Annotated in this window: 16 protein-coding genes and 1 riboswitch; of the genes, 10 read left to right on the top strand and 6 right to left on the bottom strand. The window is 72.0% G+C overall.

Annotation, left to right across the window (positions count from 1 at the left end):
• Positions 1–263: 263 nt before the first annotated feature.
• Entirely contained in the window at positions 264–908 is a 645-nt protein-coding gene (locus ABT053_RS09915) for a GOLPH3/VPS74 family protein (RefSeq protein ID WP_350968538.1), read from the bottom strand.
• 281 nt (positions 909–1189) lie between these two features.
• Here ABT053_RS09915 and ABT053_RS09910 point away from each other — a divergent pair, with 281 nt between their 5' ends.
• From ABT053_RS09910 to ABT053_RS09895, 4 genes are all read left to right on the top strand, one after another.
• On the top strand, positions 1190–1786 hold the full coding sequence (locus ABT053_RS09910; RefSeq protein WP_350968537.1) for a DM13 domain-containing protein: 597 nt from the start codon (positions 1190–1192) through the stop codon (positions 1784–1786).
• A gap of 15 nt (positions 1787–1801) precedes the next feature.
• Positions 1802–2407, top strand: coding sequence for a TenA family protein (locus ABT053_RS09905; RefSeq protein WP_350968536.1), 606 nt, complete (start codon positions 1802–1804; stop codon positions 2405–2407).
• Positions 2408–2567: 160 nt separating this feature from the next.
• Complete coding sequence (locus ABT053_RS09900) at positions 2568–2891, top strand: rhodanese-like domain-containing protein (protein ID WP_350968535.1); 324 nt, start codon at positions 2568–2570, stop codon at positions 2889–2891.
• Between the two features lie 162 nt (positions 2892–3053).
• A riboswitch (TPP riboswitch) is annotated at positions 3054–3192 on the top strand.
• Positions 3184–4548, top strand: a complete 1365-nt coding sequence (locus tag ABT053_RS09895; protein ID WP_350968533.1) for a purine-cytosine permease family protein — start codon at positions 3184–3186, stop codon at positions 4546–4548. It overlaps the preceding riboswitch by 9 nt.
• Before the next feature lie 55 nt (positions 4549–4603).
• On the opposite strand, the gene ABT053_RS09890 is transcribed toward ABT053_RS09895, so the two are convergent.
• Positions 4604–5188, bottom strand: coding sequence for a methylated-DNA--[protein]-cysteine S-methyltransferase (locus ABT053_RS09890; protein WP_350968532.1), 585 nt, complete (start codon positions 5186–5188; stop codon positions 4604–4606).
• 125 nt (positions 5189–5313) lie between these two features.
• Between ABT053_RS09890 and ABT053_RS09885 the strand changes: the two genes are divergently transcribed.
• Together ABT053_RS09885 and ABT053_RS09880 are read left to right on the top strand one after the other, a co-directional pair.
• Entirely contained in the window at positions 5314–7185 is a 1872-nt protein-coding gene (locus tag ABT053_RS09885; RefSeq protein ID WP_350968531.1) for a sensor histidine kinase, read from the top strand.
• A gap of 157 nt (positions 7186–7342) precedes the next feature.
• Positions 7343–7792, top strand: coding sequence for an ATP-binding protein (locus ABT053_RS09880; RefSeq protein WP_350968530.1), 450 nt, complete (start codon positions 7343–7345; stop codon positions 7790–7792).
• A 193-nt stretch (positions 7793–7985) separates the two neighbouring features.
• Here the strand turns inward: ABT053_RS09880 and ABT053_RS09875 are convergent, their stop codons facing one another.
• The 3 genes from ABT053_RS09875 to ABT053_RS09865 all read right to left on the bottom strand — a co-directional run bounded on the left by ABT053_RS09875 (position 7986) and on the right by ABT053_RS09865 (position 9382).
• Positions 7986–8681: a YidC/Oxa1 family membrane protein insertase gene (locus ABT053_RS09875; protein WP_350968529.1), complete on the bottom strand. Its 696-nt coding sequence runs from the start codon at positions 8679–8681 to the stop codon at positions 7986–7988.
• Between the two features lie 270 nt (positions 8682–8951).
• The gene (locus ABT053_RS09870; RefSeq protein WP_344748552.1) at positions 8952–9218 is read right to left on the bottom strand and encodes a DUF6412 domain-containing protein; all 267 of its coding nucleotides are present in this window, start codon (positions 9216–9218) and stop codon (positions 8952–8954) included.
• Positions 9215–9382 (bottom strand): hypothetical protein, encoded by a 168-nt coding sequence (locus tag ABT053_RS09865; protein WP_350968528.1) that lies wholly within the window; start codon positions 9380–9382, stop codon positions 9215–9217. The genes ABT053_RS09870 and ABT053_RS09865 overlap by 4 nt, the downstream gene beginning before the upstream one ends.
• A 129-nt stretch (positions 9383–9511) precedes the next feature.
• Here ABT053_RS09865 and ABT053_RS09860 point away from each other — a divergent pair, with 129 nt between their 5' ends.
• Together ABT053_RS09860 and ABT053_RS09855 are read left to right on the top strand one after the other, a co-directional pair.
• The gene (locus ABT053_RS09860; RefSeq protein ID WP_350968527.1) at positions 9512–10207 is read left to right on the top strand and encodes a response regulator transcription factor; all 696 of its coding nucleotides are present in this window, start codon (positions 9512–9514) and stop codon (positions 10205–10207) included.
• Positions 10204–11331, top strand: coding sequence for a sensor histidine kinase (locus ABT053_RS09855; RefSeq protein ID WP_350968526.1), 1128 nt, complete (start codon positions 10204–10206; stop codon positions 11329–11331). Before ABT053_RS09860 ends, ABT053_RS09855 begins: the two co-directional genes overlap by 4 nt.
• A 528-nt stretch (positions 11332–11859) precedes the next feature.
• Here ABT053_RS09855 and ABT053_RS09850 read toward each other — a convergent pair.
• Complete coding sequence (locus ABT053_RS09850; RefSeq protein WP_350968525.1) at positions 11860–12432, bottom strand: hypothetical protein; 573 nt, start codon at positions 12430–12432, stop codon at positions 11860–11862.
• Positions 12433–12661: 229 nt separating this feature from the next.
• Here ABT053_RS09850 and ABT053_RS09845 point away from each other — a divergent pair, with 229 nt between their 5' ends.
• Together ABT053_RS09845 and ABT053_RS09840 are read left to right on the top strand one after the other, a co-directional pair.
• Positions 12662–13015, top strand: a complete 354-nt coding sequence (locus ABT053_RS09845; protein WP_350968524.1) for an STAS domain-containing protein — start codon at positions 12662–12664, stop codon at positions 13013–13015.
• 48 nt (positions 13016–13063) lie between these two features.
• Positions 13064–13744, top strand: a complete 681-nt coding sequence (locus ABT053_RS09840; RefSeq protein ID WP_344748547.1) for a glycosyltransferase family 2 protein — start codon at positions 13064–13066, stop codon at positions 13742–13744.
• Positions 13745–13953: the final 209 nt, after the last annotated feature.

The following is a 13953-nucleotide window of genomic DNA, read 5'->3' as shown; positions in this document are numbered from 1 at the left end:
GCCCTCGTCCCGTCCCACCCCGGCCCTCGGGCCGGGGCACCGGCCGCCGGTCCCCGCCGACGGCCCTTTCGCCCGGTTTCCCGGCCCGGTTCCCCCGGTTTTCCGGCCCGGCTTCACCGCCCGGTTTTCCGGCCTGGAGTGACGCGGAGCCGGAGTGAGGCGGCGCCGGAGTGACGTGGAGCCGGGGCGGGCGCGGGATCCGGACCTCCTCGCCGGGCGGAGCATCCTCGTGACGGTGACCGCCCGGCGAGGGCGCGCGGGTCTCAGCTGCCGGTGCTGACGACGACCCCCGCTATCACGGCCGCCATGACGGCGGCGTTGACGGCGGCGATGGTCTGGGAGACCGCCCTGCCGGCCCACTCGCCCTCGGTGATCTCCTTGATCCGCTCCTTGCTCGCGCCGGGGAACGCCTTACGGTCGATCTTGGCCGCGTGCAGGATCGCGATCAGCACCGCGTCCCGCTCGTCCGGGGTGGCGCCGGACAGCACGCCCTGGACCCGCTCGCGGATCGCGAGCTCGACGCCCGGGTCGCGCTCGGGGTAGCGGGTGCTCGGGAAGATCCCCAGGATCTTGCGCCGCTCCTCGTCCAGCACCCCCCGCTCCGCCAGGCGCGACAGCAGGCGCACGCGGAGCTTGCCGGAGTGGAGCCGCTGTACCCACCACTCGGGCTTGCGCGGCCTGGACTCCGCCGCGATCCTGGCCAGCGCCGCGTCGAGCTCCTCGTCCCCGACCGGGGACGCGTCGAGAACGGCGACCCTCTTGTCCGCGAGGTCGATCCGGCCGCCGACGGCGAGCTCCGCCAGCAACGCGCCGCCGAGCGCGGCGTCCAGCTCCGAGGAGCCGATGAGTTGTCTGCCCTGCTCCTCGTCGTACGCGAGCAGGAGCACTTCCTCAGCGATCGTCGTCATCGTTCGACCCTACGTCGTGGGCGCCGCGCGGTCGTGAATCCTCCGGGAGGGGGCGATCGTAAGCACTCCGTAAGCGATCGAGGGCGGTGCCGCGGATAGCGTCGGCACCGAGGCCGGAGGGACGTCTTGGTTTCCCTCCTGTCAACGGAGGCCGGGAGGTCTCCACGCTCCCGCGGTCACCGGAGGCCGGTGGTCTCCGCGTTCGTCGTCACCGGAGGCCGACGGTCTCCGCGTTCCCGCTCGTCACCGGAGGCCGAGGGTCTCCGCGCCGGAGGTGTCCGATGAGGGTCAAGAGGGTGCTCCGACACCCCGTCACGTGGGGCGTCCTGGCGTTCGGCGCCGTCGCGCTCGGTGTCGCGCTGTACCTGTTCCAGCCGTGGCGCCTGTTCACCACCGTCGAGGTGAACGAGGCCCTGCCCGCCGTGGCCGCGTCCCCCGGGCCCGAGGCCACCCGGCAGGGCGAGCCGAGCGAGCCGGGCGGGTCCGCCGAGCCCACCGAGCCCACTAAGTCCGCCCGGCCCGCTCGGGAGCCGAAGGTCCTGGCCACGGGCACGTTCGTCTCCCACGAGCACCAGACCGAGGGCAGGGCGAGGGTGCTGGAGCTGCCCGACGGGAGCCGGGTCCTGCGCATCGAGGACCTGGACACCTCCGACGGCCCGGACCTGCGGGTCTGGCTCAGCGACCAGCCCGTCAAGAAGGGCAACGCCGGGTGGTTCAACCTGGACGACGGCGAGCACCTCGAACTCGGCGAGCTGAAGGGCAACAAGGGCAACGCCAACTACGCCGTCCCCGCCGGGGCCGACCTCGGCAGCCTGAGGTCCGTCACCATCTGGTGCAAGCGCTTCGGCGTCTCCTTCGGGGCCGCCGCCCTCACCTGACACAATCTCCGACCCATGAGCGTTTCTGAGGAACTCCACGTCATCGGCCGCCCGCTCGTCGAGGCGCAGCTCGCCCACCCGACGGTGGCGGGCATCGCGCGGGGGGACCTGCCCGAGCCGGTGTTCCGGTCGTGGCTGGAGCAGGACTACCTGTTCCTGCTCGACTACGTCCGTGTCTTCTCGCGACTCGCCTGGCAGGCCCCCGACGGGCATCTGGGCGACCTGGTGGACCTGGCGTACGCCACCTTCCACGAGGAGCTGAGCCTGCACCGGTCGCTGTCGGCCGAGTTCGGCGCCGACCTCGCCGGGGCGCGGAAGGGTCCGGCCTGCGCGGCGTACACCTCCTTCCTGCTCGGCTCCGCGGCCGTCTACGCCGACGGCCTGGCCGCGCTCTACCCCTGCATGTGGGGCTACTCCACGCTCGGCCGCGCCCTGGCGGAGAACCCGCCCGCCGAGCCCCGCTACCGCGCCTGGGTCGACACCTACGCCCACCCGGCCTTCGCCGAGCTGACGGGGCGCGTCGCGGTGATGATCGACGAGGCGGTCCCCGACCCGGGCAGGGCCGGGAAGCTGTTCGCCGAGGGGATGGCCCACGAACTCGCCTTCTGGGACGTGCCCTGACCCTCGCTCGTCCCGACGCCCGGCCGCCGTCGCGGTCCGGGCGATCCGGCGGGCCGGACGTCCCGAATTAGCCTGCTATCAGGGGAAACCGAAGGTCCGGATGAGGGCATCCACGTGGCTTTGCGTCCCATCCCGGTGGAGGAGTTGGGACAATGGGCGTATGAGTGTTCCTGAGGTCGAGGCGCAGGCCGTGCCGGACGACGCGTTCCTGCTCGACGTGCGCGAGAACGACGAGTGGCGTGCCGGGCACGCGCCCGGTGCCGTCCACATCCCCCTGGGTGAGCTGCAGTCCCGGGTCGACGAGGTGCCCAAGGGCGCGCCCGTCTACGTGATCTGCCGGGTCGGCGGCCGTTCCGCGAACGCCGCCGCCTGGCTCAACCACGTCGGCTGGGACGCGATCAACGTCGGCGGCGGCATGCAGTCCTGGGACGGCGCGGGGCGCCCGATGATCGCCGAGGGCGGCCAGGACCCCTTCGTCGCCTGAACGGCCCCGCGAGCCGTCCGAGCCGTACCCAAGCCGTCCGAGCCGCTTGAGCGTACGAACCGGGTCGCCCGAGCCGCCTGAGCGTACGAACCGTCCGGGCCGCGAGGGGGAGCCCTCGCCGAGGCTCTTGCCAAGAAAGGAATGAATGGCATAATCAGGGCGAATGTCTACCGCGGGAGCTCGGGCGTAACCGGGCTGAGAGGGCGGAACCACGCAGAGGGTCTTGGACCCTCCGACGCGCCGCCGACCGCATGAACCTGTCCGGGTAATGCCGGCGTAGGGAGTGTGCGCGATGACGTCTGCCGCCGTTGATTCCAAAGGCTCCGGGGACCCCGGGGCGGCCGAGGCACCCCTCACACTCGGCGAGGCTCCTCCCAAGGCGCTCGGCGCGCTCGACCAGGGCGCGCTCTGGGCGAACCTGGGTGTCAGCCTGCTCGGCTTCTCCGGCGCGATCACGCTGATCAACCCGCTCGGCGACCGGCCGCTGAGCTTCGTGGCCGCGATCCTGGCCGCCGTCGTGGGCAGCGTCATCGGCACCGCGATGGTCGGCCTGGCCGCGATTCCCGGGCAGCGGACCGGCGCTCCGGCGATGGTCCTGCTGCGCGGGCTGTTCGGGGCCAGGCTCTCCTACCTGCCGACCGTGCTGAACATCGTCCAGATGCTGGGCTGGGGGGCCTTCGAGCTGTGGGTCATCGCCCAGGGCGCCCAGGCCATCGCGGGATCCTTCGGGGTCGAGGTGCCCTACGCGGTCTGGGTCGTCGTCGCGGGGGTGATCACCACCGCGCTGACCATCCGGCCGCTGGGAGCGGTCCGCCTGCTCCGCAGGTACGTCACCGCCGGTGTGGTGATCTCGATGATCTGGTTCATGGTCGCCCTGTTCCAGCGGGGACCGGCGATCGGCGGCGGGTCATGGGAGGCGTTCGCCCCCTCGGTCGACTACGTGATCGCGCTCTCGGTCTCGTGGGTGCCGGTCGCGGCGGACTTCGCCCGCTTCTCCCGTTCGGGCAGGGCCGCGTTCACCGGGGTCGTCGGCGGCTACACGATCGCCCAGGTGGCCTGCCTCGTCCTCGGCATCGCGGCGCTCGCGCTGGTCGGCAACGACCCCGGCCAGGTCTGGGACCCCTTCGTGGCCGCGGCTCTCGGCCCGCTGTTCTTCGGCATCCTGGTGCTGCGTGAGACCGACCAGTCGTTCGTGAACGTCTACTCCACCGCGATGTCGCTGCAGAACCTGCTGCCCAGGCTGGACCGCCGGGTCATCTCCGCGGGCATCGGCGTGCTGGTCACCCTGCTCGCGATCTTCGTCGACGCCGGGACCTACACCGGTTTCCTCGGCCTCATCGGGGCGGTCTTCGTGCCGATGTTCGCGGTGCTCGCCGTCGACTACTTCCTGCTCGGCGGCGCCAGGCACTGGGACACCTCGGAGACCGCGCCCTCGCGCCCGCTCATGGTGCTCCCGTGGGTGCTGGGCTTCGTGACCTGGTGGATGCTCGCCGCGCTGCCTGGAGCCCCGGAGCTCAGGTGGTGGAGCTCGTTCTGGGAGGGGGCCCGCGACGCGCTCGGCTTCGTCCCGCAGCCGTGGATGAGCGCGTCCGTCGGCGCCTTCCTCGTCGCGGGGCTGGTCACCCTGGGCCTCGGCGCGCTCCGGCGCCGCTCCTGACGACCGCGTGGGGGCTACGCGCCGCCGGGGCCGCGGAGCACAGCGGTGGAAGGGACTACGCGCCGCCGGGGCCGCGGAGCACGGCGGTGGACTCGATGCGCAGCAGGCGTTCCTTGGCGGCCGAGCCTCCGGCGTACCCGCCGAGGACGGCCTCGCTCTCGACCACCCGGTGGCAGGGCACGATGACGCACACCGGGTTGCTGCCCAGCGCGTTGCCGACCGCGCGCAGCGCGCGCGGCCTGCCGATCCGCTGGGCGATCTCCAGGTAGGTCGTCACCGTCCCGTACGGCACCGCGAGCATCATCTGCAGCACGGTCCGGGAGAACTGGGTGGCCAGGCGCAGGTCGACGGCGATCGTGAAGGCGCGGAGCCTGGCGGAGAAGTAGGCGTCCAGCTCCCGGCGGACCGGGTCGAGGCGCCGGGCGTCCGGCCCGATGAACGTGCCGACCTCCCTGCTGATCCGCTCGAAGACGACGTTCTCGTCCTCGTAGCTGCAGGCCACCACACCCCTGCCCGTCACGGCGAGGGTGAGTCGCCCCAGCGGGCCGTCGAGCGTGCCGAACGCGATGTCGGGATGGCTCGTGCCGACGTAGTCGGGCGAGGTCACCCGTAGCAATGCATCGATGTCGCCGGATGACATGGCCCCACCCTTTCGTATCCAGGTGTGTGGTGACCGCAGAGTATCGGACGGATCGCCCGGCCAGTGGCAACACGTGCGGGACGAAAGTGCCAAGATCAGACCGGTCGAGACGGCACTATGGGTGTGTGGTGGACTACACGGCCGACAGTGACGGGGGCATCGGCCGCGAGGTCGTCGCCGCGGCGCCCAACGCGATCGTCGCCATCGATCGCGAGCAGACGGTTCTGGCCTGGAATCCCGCGGCCGAGCGTCTTTTCGGCTGGTCGGCCGACGAGATGGTCGGACGCCGGGTGCCGGTGGTCCCCGAGGAGCTGACGGCCGAGCACAACGCGGTCCTGGAGAAGGTCCGCACCGGCGGCCAGGTCTCGCTGAGGACCAAGCGGTTCCGCCGCGACGGCAGCCTGCTCGACGTGCGCGTCGACACCGCCGCGCTGCCCGCGCCGGACGGCGCCCTCCTCGGCTACGTCAGCGTCTACCACCTGGCCCAGGACGACGAGACCGCCAACGACCGCAACGCCCGCCGGGCGCAGCTCGTCCGCAGGCTCACCGACGTGGTCGCCGACATCAACGCCGAGCTGGAGCTGCCCGCCGTGCTCGACCGGATCGCGGCGAGCCTCGCCGACCTGACCGGGGCCGACGCGGGCGGATTCGTGATGATCGAGGGTGACCGGCTCCGCCTCGTGGCCTGCCACAACCTTCCCGACTCGGTGCGCGACTCGACCGCCGACCTGCGTACCAGCCTGGTCGGCAAACTGTTGCGCGAGGGCAGGACCGTCCTGCTGGAGACCGGTGACCAGGACCGGCTCGACCGGCTGATCTGGTCGCGGCTGCCCGGCCTGCACACCATCGCGCTCGGCCTCGCGGCGATGGGCGGGCGGTCGTACGGCGCGCTGTACGCGCTGTTCGCCAAGCGCAAGGCGGGCCACCTGGAGCTGGAGCTGCTGGAGCTCCTCGCCGGTCACGCGGGCATCGCCGTGGGCAACGCGATGGCCTACCAGGAGGCCGTACGCCAGCGCGCCCACGAGCGGGCGGTGTTCGACGCCAGCGCCGACGGCATCGCGGTCCTCGACGGCGCGGGCCGGGTCGTCCAGTGGAACCCGGCCGCCAGCGAGCTGACCGGCTTCCACGCGGCCGAGGTGATCGGCGGGCCGCCGCCGTTCCAGCTGCCGGGGCCGGGGGACAAGGGCGGCATCCAGCTGCCCTCGGGCACCTGGCTGGACGTGCTCTGCGCGGAGATCGAGGAGACGGGCGAGACCGTGGTCGACTTCCGCGACGTCACCCGCGCGAAGGAGCTGGAGGAGGCGAAGGACCTCTTCCTCGCCACCACCAGCCACGAGCTCCGCACGCCGATCACCGTGGTCCGGGGCTTCGCCAGCACGCTCGACAGCCGCTGGGACAGCATGACCGACGCCGAGCGCCGGGCCGCCGTGCACACCATCGCCGAGCGGGCCCGCTCCCTGGGCCAGCTCATGGACCACCTGCTGCTGGGCTCGCGCGCGGGGGCCGGCGAGCTCACGCTCAGGATCGAGAGCTTCGACCTGGCCGAGCTGGTCCGGGGCGCCACGCTGGGCCTGCCGATCCTGTCGGACCTGCACCGGGTCGAGGTCGACGTCCCCGACGACCTGCCCCGGGTCTCCGGCGACGCGCTCGCCACCGACATCCTGCTGGCCCAGCTGCTGGAGAACGCCTTCAAGTACTCACCCGACGGTGGCCTGATCAGGGTCGAGGCCTGGGTGGACGGCGACCGGGTGGTGCTGGTGGTGGACGACGAGGGCGTCGGTATCGCCCACGCCAGCAGGGAGCGGGTCTTCGAGCGCTTCGTCCAGGCCGAGAGCGGTGACCGCCGCAGGTTCGGCGGGGTCGGCCTCGGCCTCTACATCGTGCGGAGCCTCGCGCGGGCCCAGGGAGGGGAGGTCTCGGCGCATCCGCGCCCCTCGGGCGGCACCCGGATGAGGCTGGCTCTCCGTATCGCCGACACGCCGGGCGCCCTTACCTGATCGACACGCCGAACCGGTAACGAGTCGGTAACGGATGTGCTGATCTATTGTCGAATGTGCACAAGCTGTAATTGGCGCGCGGTTTCCAAGACTATCTAACGGGGCATTTCGGTCGTACTGGGGTGAGTTCCTCAGGGGGGAACAGGCATACGGGGAGGTGAGTGCGTCGAGCGTCGTTCTGTTGCCGTATGCACCGTCCAGCGTCGCTGTCGCACGCCAGCGCCTCTGCTCTGACCTGCAGGAACGGGGTGTGTACGAGACCGCCATCGAGGACGCGGTGCTCGTGGTCAGCGAGCTGCTGAGCAACGCGCTGCGTCACGCCCACCCGTTGCCGTCGGGGCAGATCAGAGTGTCGTGGCGCTGGACCGATGAGCATGTCGAAGTCGCTGTGAGTGACGGTGGCGCCGCCACCGAACCGCGGGCGGGACGCCCGACGCTCTCCTCCCTGGGAGGGCGAGGCCTAGGAATCGTCGAGTATCTGGCGTCCACATGGGGTGTCAGGCACGAAGGGGACATCACCACGGTGTGGGCGGTGGTCACGGCGGCCGACACGGTAGGTAACGGCCACGTTTCCACCCCCGAACCCGCTCTCAGGGAATGCGGATAGTCCTCTTCAGGGGTTTCGTCCCGCTTCATATGTCATGAAGCGGGACGCGATCTTTCCCGGGATCCGGGGTCTCGGGTCCGGGGTCTCGGGTCCGGGTCCGAGGTCCGGGTCCGGGGTCCGGGCACCCCGGGTGACCGCCCGCCGGCGCCGGCCGCGAGCGGTCACGCGGTACAAGCCACCGGGCGGCCCGCCCTCACGCCCCGGCGAGCGCCGGGCGGTGCAGCACCGCCTTCTCCGCCGCCGTCCAGGCCGTTGAGACGAGGAGATAGATCCCCGCCGCGAGCGGCAGCACCGCGGCGACCAGGACGGTCCCGTACGGCAGCAGGGGCAGCACCCGGCGCAGCACCGCGGGCTGGAGGTCGTCGCTCATCGTGCGCCGCGTCCGGCGGGAGGTGATCCACGCCACGGCGACGAGCAGCAGGAAGAGCCCGGCGAAGACCAGGGTCGGGCCGCTGAGCAGCCCGAACCCGGCCACCGTGCCCGCGAACTGCTGGCCGAGCGGCACCCCGAGGAGCCCGTGGGTCAGCAGCGCGTTGGCCTGCCCGGCGATCGTCGAGGAGATGAACACCTGGTACGTCACCATGAGGAACGGCATCTGCGCCACGGACGGCAGGCACCCGGCCAGCGGTGAGGTCCCCTCCTTGGCGTAGAGGGCGGCCATCTCCCGCTGGAGCCGTTCGGGGTTGCGGCCGTGACGCTTCTTCAGTCTCTGGAGCTCCGGCGCGAGGCGGAGCCTGGCCCGCTCGCCCCTGGCCTGCATGACGCTGAGCGGGAGCAGCAGCAGCCGGACGAGGACGGTGAACATGACGATCGCCGGAGCGGTGGAGCCCAGTGGTCCGGCGAGCGCGTCGATGAGACCGGCGACGAACGCGATGACGGGGTCGAACATGGAGGGGCCCTTCTGAGCGGAGTGGAAACGGCGCAGAAGGCGCCCGCGAACCGCGGGGTCTTTCCCGGACGCGCACGCGCGGCGCACGGCGGCCGGATGCCTCCGGGACAGGGGGCAAGGCCGGTCATGTGCGAGCGGGGCACGCGACGGCGTACACGCCCAGAGGGTGGGCGCGCACCGGCCGGTCACGTGCGCGGGTGTACGAGGGGATCGCGAGAGGTCCCGAGAACGTCGCGAGGACGTCGAGGGAACGTCGCGGGGACGTCAGGGTTACGCGGGCGCCGGGCCCGCGGAGGGTGCTCTGGGCCGGGACCTCCCGGCCGCGTCGGGGTCGCGCTGCCGGACGAACATCGTCCGCCTGGCCCGGTCGCGCCGGGACATCGGCGACCGTGACTCCGTACCAGAGGTGACGGGCGCCGGGCGCAGCGCCCAGGCGAGCAGGAGCACGCCCAGCCCGACCACGGCGGCGGCCGTCAGGACACCGCCGCCGTCGAACATCCAGACCGCCAGGGTCTGGACGGTGAGCAGCAGATTCACTTCTTGAACTTGGCCACCGCGGTGACCAGCGCGACGACCACGAAGGCCACCACGGCCAGGACGAGCGCGAACTTCAGCAGCCCGAAGAGCGCGGGCAGCACGAACCCGAACACCACGTAGAGGGCGAGCAGGACGCCCAGAACCCCCAGCACGACACGACTCATGTGATCCACCGTACGCCGGGCGGGACGAGGTCGGGCGCCCCGATCGTCACGATGGTCATAACGATCGAGTGCTTACGGACCGGTGACACGACTTAGGGATCGTCCCTTCGCGGGCCTACCGTGGGGGCCATGAGCGCGCGCATTCTGGTGGTCGACGACGATTCGATGGTGGCCGAGGTCGTGGCCCGCTATTTGGAACGTGACGGTCACGTGGTCGAGTGCGTCGGGGACGGCGCCGAGGCGCTCAGGCGCGCGCTGGCCAACCCGCCCGACCTGATGGTGCTCGACCTGATGCTCCCCAAGATGGACGGGCTCCAGGTCTGCAGGAAGCTCAGGGAGCGCTGGCCGGTCCCGGTGATCATGCTGACCGCGCTCGGCGACGAGATGGACAGGGTCGTCGGCCTGGAGACCGGTGCCGACGACTACGTCACGAAGCCCTTCAGCCCCCGGGAGCTGGCGCTGCGCGTGCAGTCCGTCCTGCGGCGGGCGCGCGGGGCCTCCCTTCCGGCCGGTACGGGTGTGCTCAGGGACGGCGAGCTCGCGGTCGACGTCGGCGCCCACGAGGTACGGCTCCGCGGGGACGAGATCATGCTGACCGCCCGCGAGTTCGACCTCCTCGCCCACCTGATGCGCAACCCCCGCCAGGCCTTCAGCCGTTCGGCCCTGCTGGACCAGGTGTGGGGCTGGTCCTTCGGCGACTCGTCCACGGTCACCGTCCACGTCCGCCGCCTCCGCGAGAAGATCGAGCCCGACCCGACCGACCCCCGGCGCATCGTCACCGTCTGGGGCGTCGGCTATCGGTACGAGCCGCTGGCGGAACCGTGATCCCCGAGATCCTGGTGATCGTCGCGGTCACCGCCGGGCTCGGCCTGCCGGTCGCGCTGGCCGGGCTGGGCGCGATGCGGCTGCTGCGCGAGCGGTCGATCGGCGTGATGCTCGCGGTGGTCGTCGTGGTGACCGTCACGGCGACGGTCGGCGGCATGGTGGCCCTCACCCTGAAAATGATCATCGAGGGGACGTCGAGGGACATCGTGCTCAGCGTGGTCGCCGTGGGCGGCCTGGTCGGGCTGGGCGTCGCGACGGTGCTCTCGCGCCGGGTCGTGGCGGCCAGCCGCAGGCTCGTCGACGCCGTGCACGCCGTACCGGCCTCGGGGGAGTTCACGCCCCCCGGGGGGCTGCCCGCGGAGCTCGGCACGATCGCAGGGAGCCTGGACCAGGCCTACCGGCGGCTGCGCCTCGGCCACGAGCGCGAGCGGGCCCTGGAGAGCGCCCGCCGCGAGCTCGTCGCCTGGGTCAGCCACGACCTGCGCACCCCGCTCGCGGGCATGCGGGCCATGGCCGAGGCGCTGGAGGACGGGGTGGTCGCCGATCCGGAGACCGTCGGCCGCTACCACCGGCAGATCCGCCTGGAGGTGGACCGGCTGTCGGGCATGGTCGACGACCTGTTCGAGCTGTCCAGGATCCACGCGGGGACGCTGCGCCTGTCGCGCGGCCCGATCGGCCTCGGCGACCTGGTCGCCGACGCGCTGGCCGGGGCGGAGGAGCTGGCCAGGGGCAAGGGGGTGCGGCTGGCCGGGGAGGTCGATCCGGTGGTCCCCGTCCAGGCCGACGCGGCCCACCTCTCCCGGGCGCTGCGCAACCTGGTCGTCAACGCGATCAGGCACACCCCGGGCGACGGCGTGGTCGTGGTCCGCGCCTCGGTCGAGGACGGCACCGCCTGCCTGTCCGTCGCCGACGGCTGCGGCGGCATCCCGGCCGACGACCTGCCCCGCGTCTTCGACGTCGCCTTCCGCGGCGAGACGGCCCGTACCCCCAGCGCCTACGGGGCCGGTGCGGGCCTGGGCCTGGCGATCGCGCGGGGCATCGTCGAGGCCCACGAGGGGGCGATCGGCGTCGTCAACTCCGGCCCCGGCTGCCGCTTCGAGATCCGCCTGCCGGTCTCCGCCTGAACGGTCGGCCTGCCGCCCTTCGTCTGAGCGGTCGGCCTCCGGGTTCGGGTTGGGGTTGGGGCTGGTCGCTCTGGCCCGGCTCGGTTCGGTCTGGCGTGGGTCCGGTCGGTCCGGTCGGTCTGGGCGGCCTGGTCGATCTGGCCGGTCTGGTCGCGGCCTGGGCCGGACGGACGTCGGCGAGCGCGGGAAACGCGGGGCGGATGCCCCGAGGAGCGCGAGGAGGCGACTTTCCGGGTGGGCCCGGGGACGCGAGATCAGGTGCCGGGCGAGCGCGTGGAACGCGAGGTGGGCGGTTTCCCGATGGGCGCAGGGAGACTGAGTTCCCGATGGGCGCAGGGAGGCGGAGTTCCCGATGAGCGCGGGGAGCGAGTTCCCGGTGGACGCGGGGAAGTGGTTTTCCGGTGGGCTCGGGGAGGCGGGTTCCCGGTGGGCTCGGGGAACGCGAGGTGGATGCCTGGTGGGCGTGGGAAACGCGAAGCGGGTGCCCGGTGGGCGGGGGGAGCGCCGGGCGGGTAGGTCGGTGGGCGGTCAGCTCGTGCCGGTGCCGTTGGGACCGGTGCCGTTGGAACCGGTGTTGCCGGCGGTGTTGCCGTTGGCGGTCGGCGCGGACGTGACGTGGCCCGGGGTGCTCTGCGGGCCGTCGGGCCGTACGGAGACCATGAGGGTCATCTGCGCGCACTCGCCGCCCTCGGTGTCGGGCTCGACGTGCTGGCAGGAGGTCAGCCTCCTGGTGGTGCCGAGAGACTCCACCATCGCCCGGAACGTCGGGCACGGCCAGCGCCACATGCAGCTGCGGCAGCGCAGGATCGGATGCGCGGCGTCGCTGGTGATGCCGCCCGCGTCGCGCGGCTGGTGCAGATCGAGCAGCCTGACGCCGAGCGTGGCGAAGTCGAGGAGCTCTTCGCGCGCCCCTTCGAGGAAGTCGAGGTCCTCGGTCGACAGGCGGGTTCTGATCGGGACGTATCCCTCGTGGTTCACCAGGCCTCGCAGTGAACTCGCCGCGTCGCGCCACGAGGTGGCCCGGTCGGTGCGAGTGATCATGGACTCCAGGTGCTCCCGGAGCCGCTGTCGCTGGAGATCCTCAGGTAGGTCGGTGTTCATGGATGCGTTCGAGCCCGTTTCCTGTAACTCAACGGCCGCCACTGACGTAGCGCAGCGACGATGGGGAGGCGCCGGGTCTCCTCCCCTTTCCGGCCAAGCCGGTGTTGCTTAGTGTCAAGCTTCGCGCACTCAGGGTTTCCGTGAGGCGGAAACGGGGGACAAAGGGCGGACGACTCGGGTTGTTCAAGAGAACGTGACCTGCGGCTCTCGCGCCGCTAGTGTGCCCGCTGTGGAGCTAAAAGTCTCAACTCGATCTCATGCCGGGCACACCGTCGTGACCATCGTTGGCGAAATCGACCTATATACCGCGCCTCGTCTGCAGGCCGAGTTCACCCGGCTGCTTGGGCAGAGCCAGACCATGCTCGTCGTCCTCGACATGTCCGCCGTGGAGTTCTGTGACTCCACCGGCATGAACGTGCTGCTCTCCGCGCTCAAGCGACTGCGCGAGCGGGGCGGCACGCTGGAGGTGGCGGCACCTCGTCCGGCCGTGCGCAAGATCCTGCAGGTCACCGGCCTCGACTCCGTCTTCGTCGTGCACGAGACCCTGCCGGAGAAGCTGCTGACCTCCGAACCGCAAGGATGACGTCCCGCTCACGGCTGACGCCCGGGGTCCCCACACTGGAGGTGTTCGATGACCGGCACGGCGGCGATCATTCCCGCCAAGGATGAGGGCGACAGGATCGGGGCCACCGTGGCCGCGGTCCTGGCGCTGCCCGGCGTCGACCTCGTCGTGGTCGTCGACGACGGCTCCGTCGACCAGACGGGGCGGGTGGCAAAGGCCGCCGGGGCCCGCGTCGTGCGGCACAGCCACAACCGGGGGAAGGCGGCCGCCATGGAGAGCGGCGCCCACGCCGTGCGCCTGCTCGACGGCGAGGAGCCCCGGCACCTGCTGTTCCTCGACGCCGACCTGGGCGAGACCGCCCGTACGGCCGCGCCGCTGATCGAGCCGGTCGCGGCGGGCGAGACCGACATGACGATCGCCGTCTTCGTCACCCGCGTGAAGCTGGGCGGCCACGGGTTCGTCGTGAGGCTCGCGCGCGAGGGCGTCGAGCGCGCCACCGGCTGGACGCCCGCCCAGCCGCTCAACGGGCAGCGTTGCCTGACCCGGGCCGCCTTCGAGGCCGCCCGGCCACTGGCGCGCGGCTTCGGCGTGGAGACCGGCCTCACGATCGACCTGCTCAGGAAGGGCTTTCGGGTGCGCGAGGTCCCGGTCGAGATGGCGCACCGGGCCACCGGCACCGACTGGAAGGCCCAGATCCACCGGGCCAGGCAGTTCCGCGACGTCGCCCGCGCCCTGCTGGCCCGCCGCTGACCCGGACGGCCGGACCCGGTACCGCATCGGACTCAGTGCCGCGTCGGGCCCGGTATCGCGTCGGACCCGGTATCGCGTCGGGCCTGGTACCGCATCGGACTCAGTGCCGCGTCGGACCCGGTACCGCGTCGGACCCGGTATCGCGTCGGGCCGGGTATCGCGTCGGACCCGGTGCCGCATCGGACTCAGTGCCGCGTCGGTCCCGGTGC

Source organism: Streptosporangium sp. NPDC002524 (assembly GCF_040295985.1).
Lineage (GTDB): Bacteria > Actinomycetota > Actinomycetes > Streptosporangiales > Streptosporangiaceae > Streptosporangium.
The sequence above is the reverse complement of the archived record's forward strand: the minus strand, read 5'-3'. Positions and strand labels throughout refer to the sequence as shown.

What these genes read in the sequence shown, in the direction of transcription:
- ABT053_RS09915 (WP_350968538.1), bottom strand. Translation starts at nt 908, where the DNA reads ATGACGACGATCGCTGAGGAAGTGCTCCTGCTCGCGTACGACGAGGAG.
- ABT053_RS09910 (WP_350968537.1), top strand. Translation starts at nt 1,190, where the DNA reads ATGAGGGTCAAGAGGGTGCTCCGACACCCCGTCACGTGGGGCGTCCTG.
- ABT053_RS09905 (WP_350968536.1), top strand. Translation starts at nt 1,802, where the DNA reads ATGAGCGTTTCTGAGGAACTCCACGTCATCGGCCGCCCGCTCGTCGAG.
- ABT053_RS09900 (WP_350968535.1), top strand. Translation starts at nt 2,568, where the DNA reads ATGAGTGTTCCTGAGGTCGAGGCGCAGGCCGTGCCGGACGACGCGTTC.
- ABT053_RS09895 (WP_350968533.1), top strand. Translation starts at nt 3,184, where the DNA reads ATGACGTCTGCCGCCGTTGATTCCAAAGGCTCCGGGGACCCCGGGGCG.
- ABT053_RS09890 (WP_350968532.1), bottom strand. Translation starts at nt 5,188, where the DNA reads ATGTCATCCGGCGACATCGATGCATTGCTACGGGTGACCTCGCCCGAC.
- ABT053_RS09875 (WP_350968529.1), bottom strand. Translation starts at nt 8,681, where the DNA reads ATGTTCGACCCCGTCATCGCGTTCGTCGCCGGTCTCATCGACGCGCTC.
- ABT053_RS09865 (WP_350968528.1), bottom strand. Translation starts at nt 9,382, where the DNA reads ATGAGTCGTGTCGTGCTGGGGGTTCTGGGCGTCCTGCTCGCCCTCTAC.
- ABT053_RS09860 (WP_350968527.1), top strand. Translation starts at nt 9,512, where the DNA reads ATGAGCGCGCGCATTCTGGTGGTCGACGACGATTCGATGGTGGCCGAG.
- ABT053_RS09850 (WP_350968525.1), bottom strand. Translation starts at nt 12,432, where the DNA reads ATGAACACCGACCTACCTGAGGATCTCCAGCGACAGCGGCTCCGGGAG.
- ABT053_RS09840 (WP_344748547.1), top strand. Translation starts at nt 13,064, where the DNA reads ATGACCGGCACGGCGGCGATCATTCCCGCCAAGGATGAGGGCGACAGG.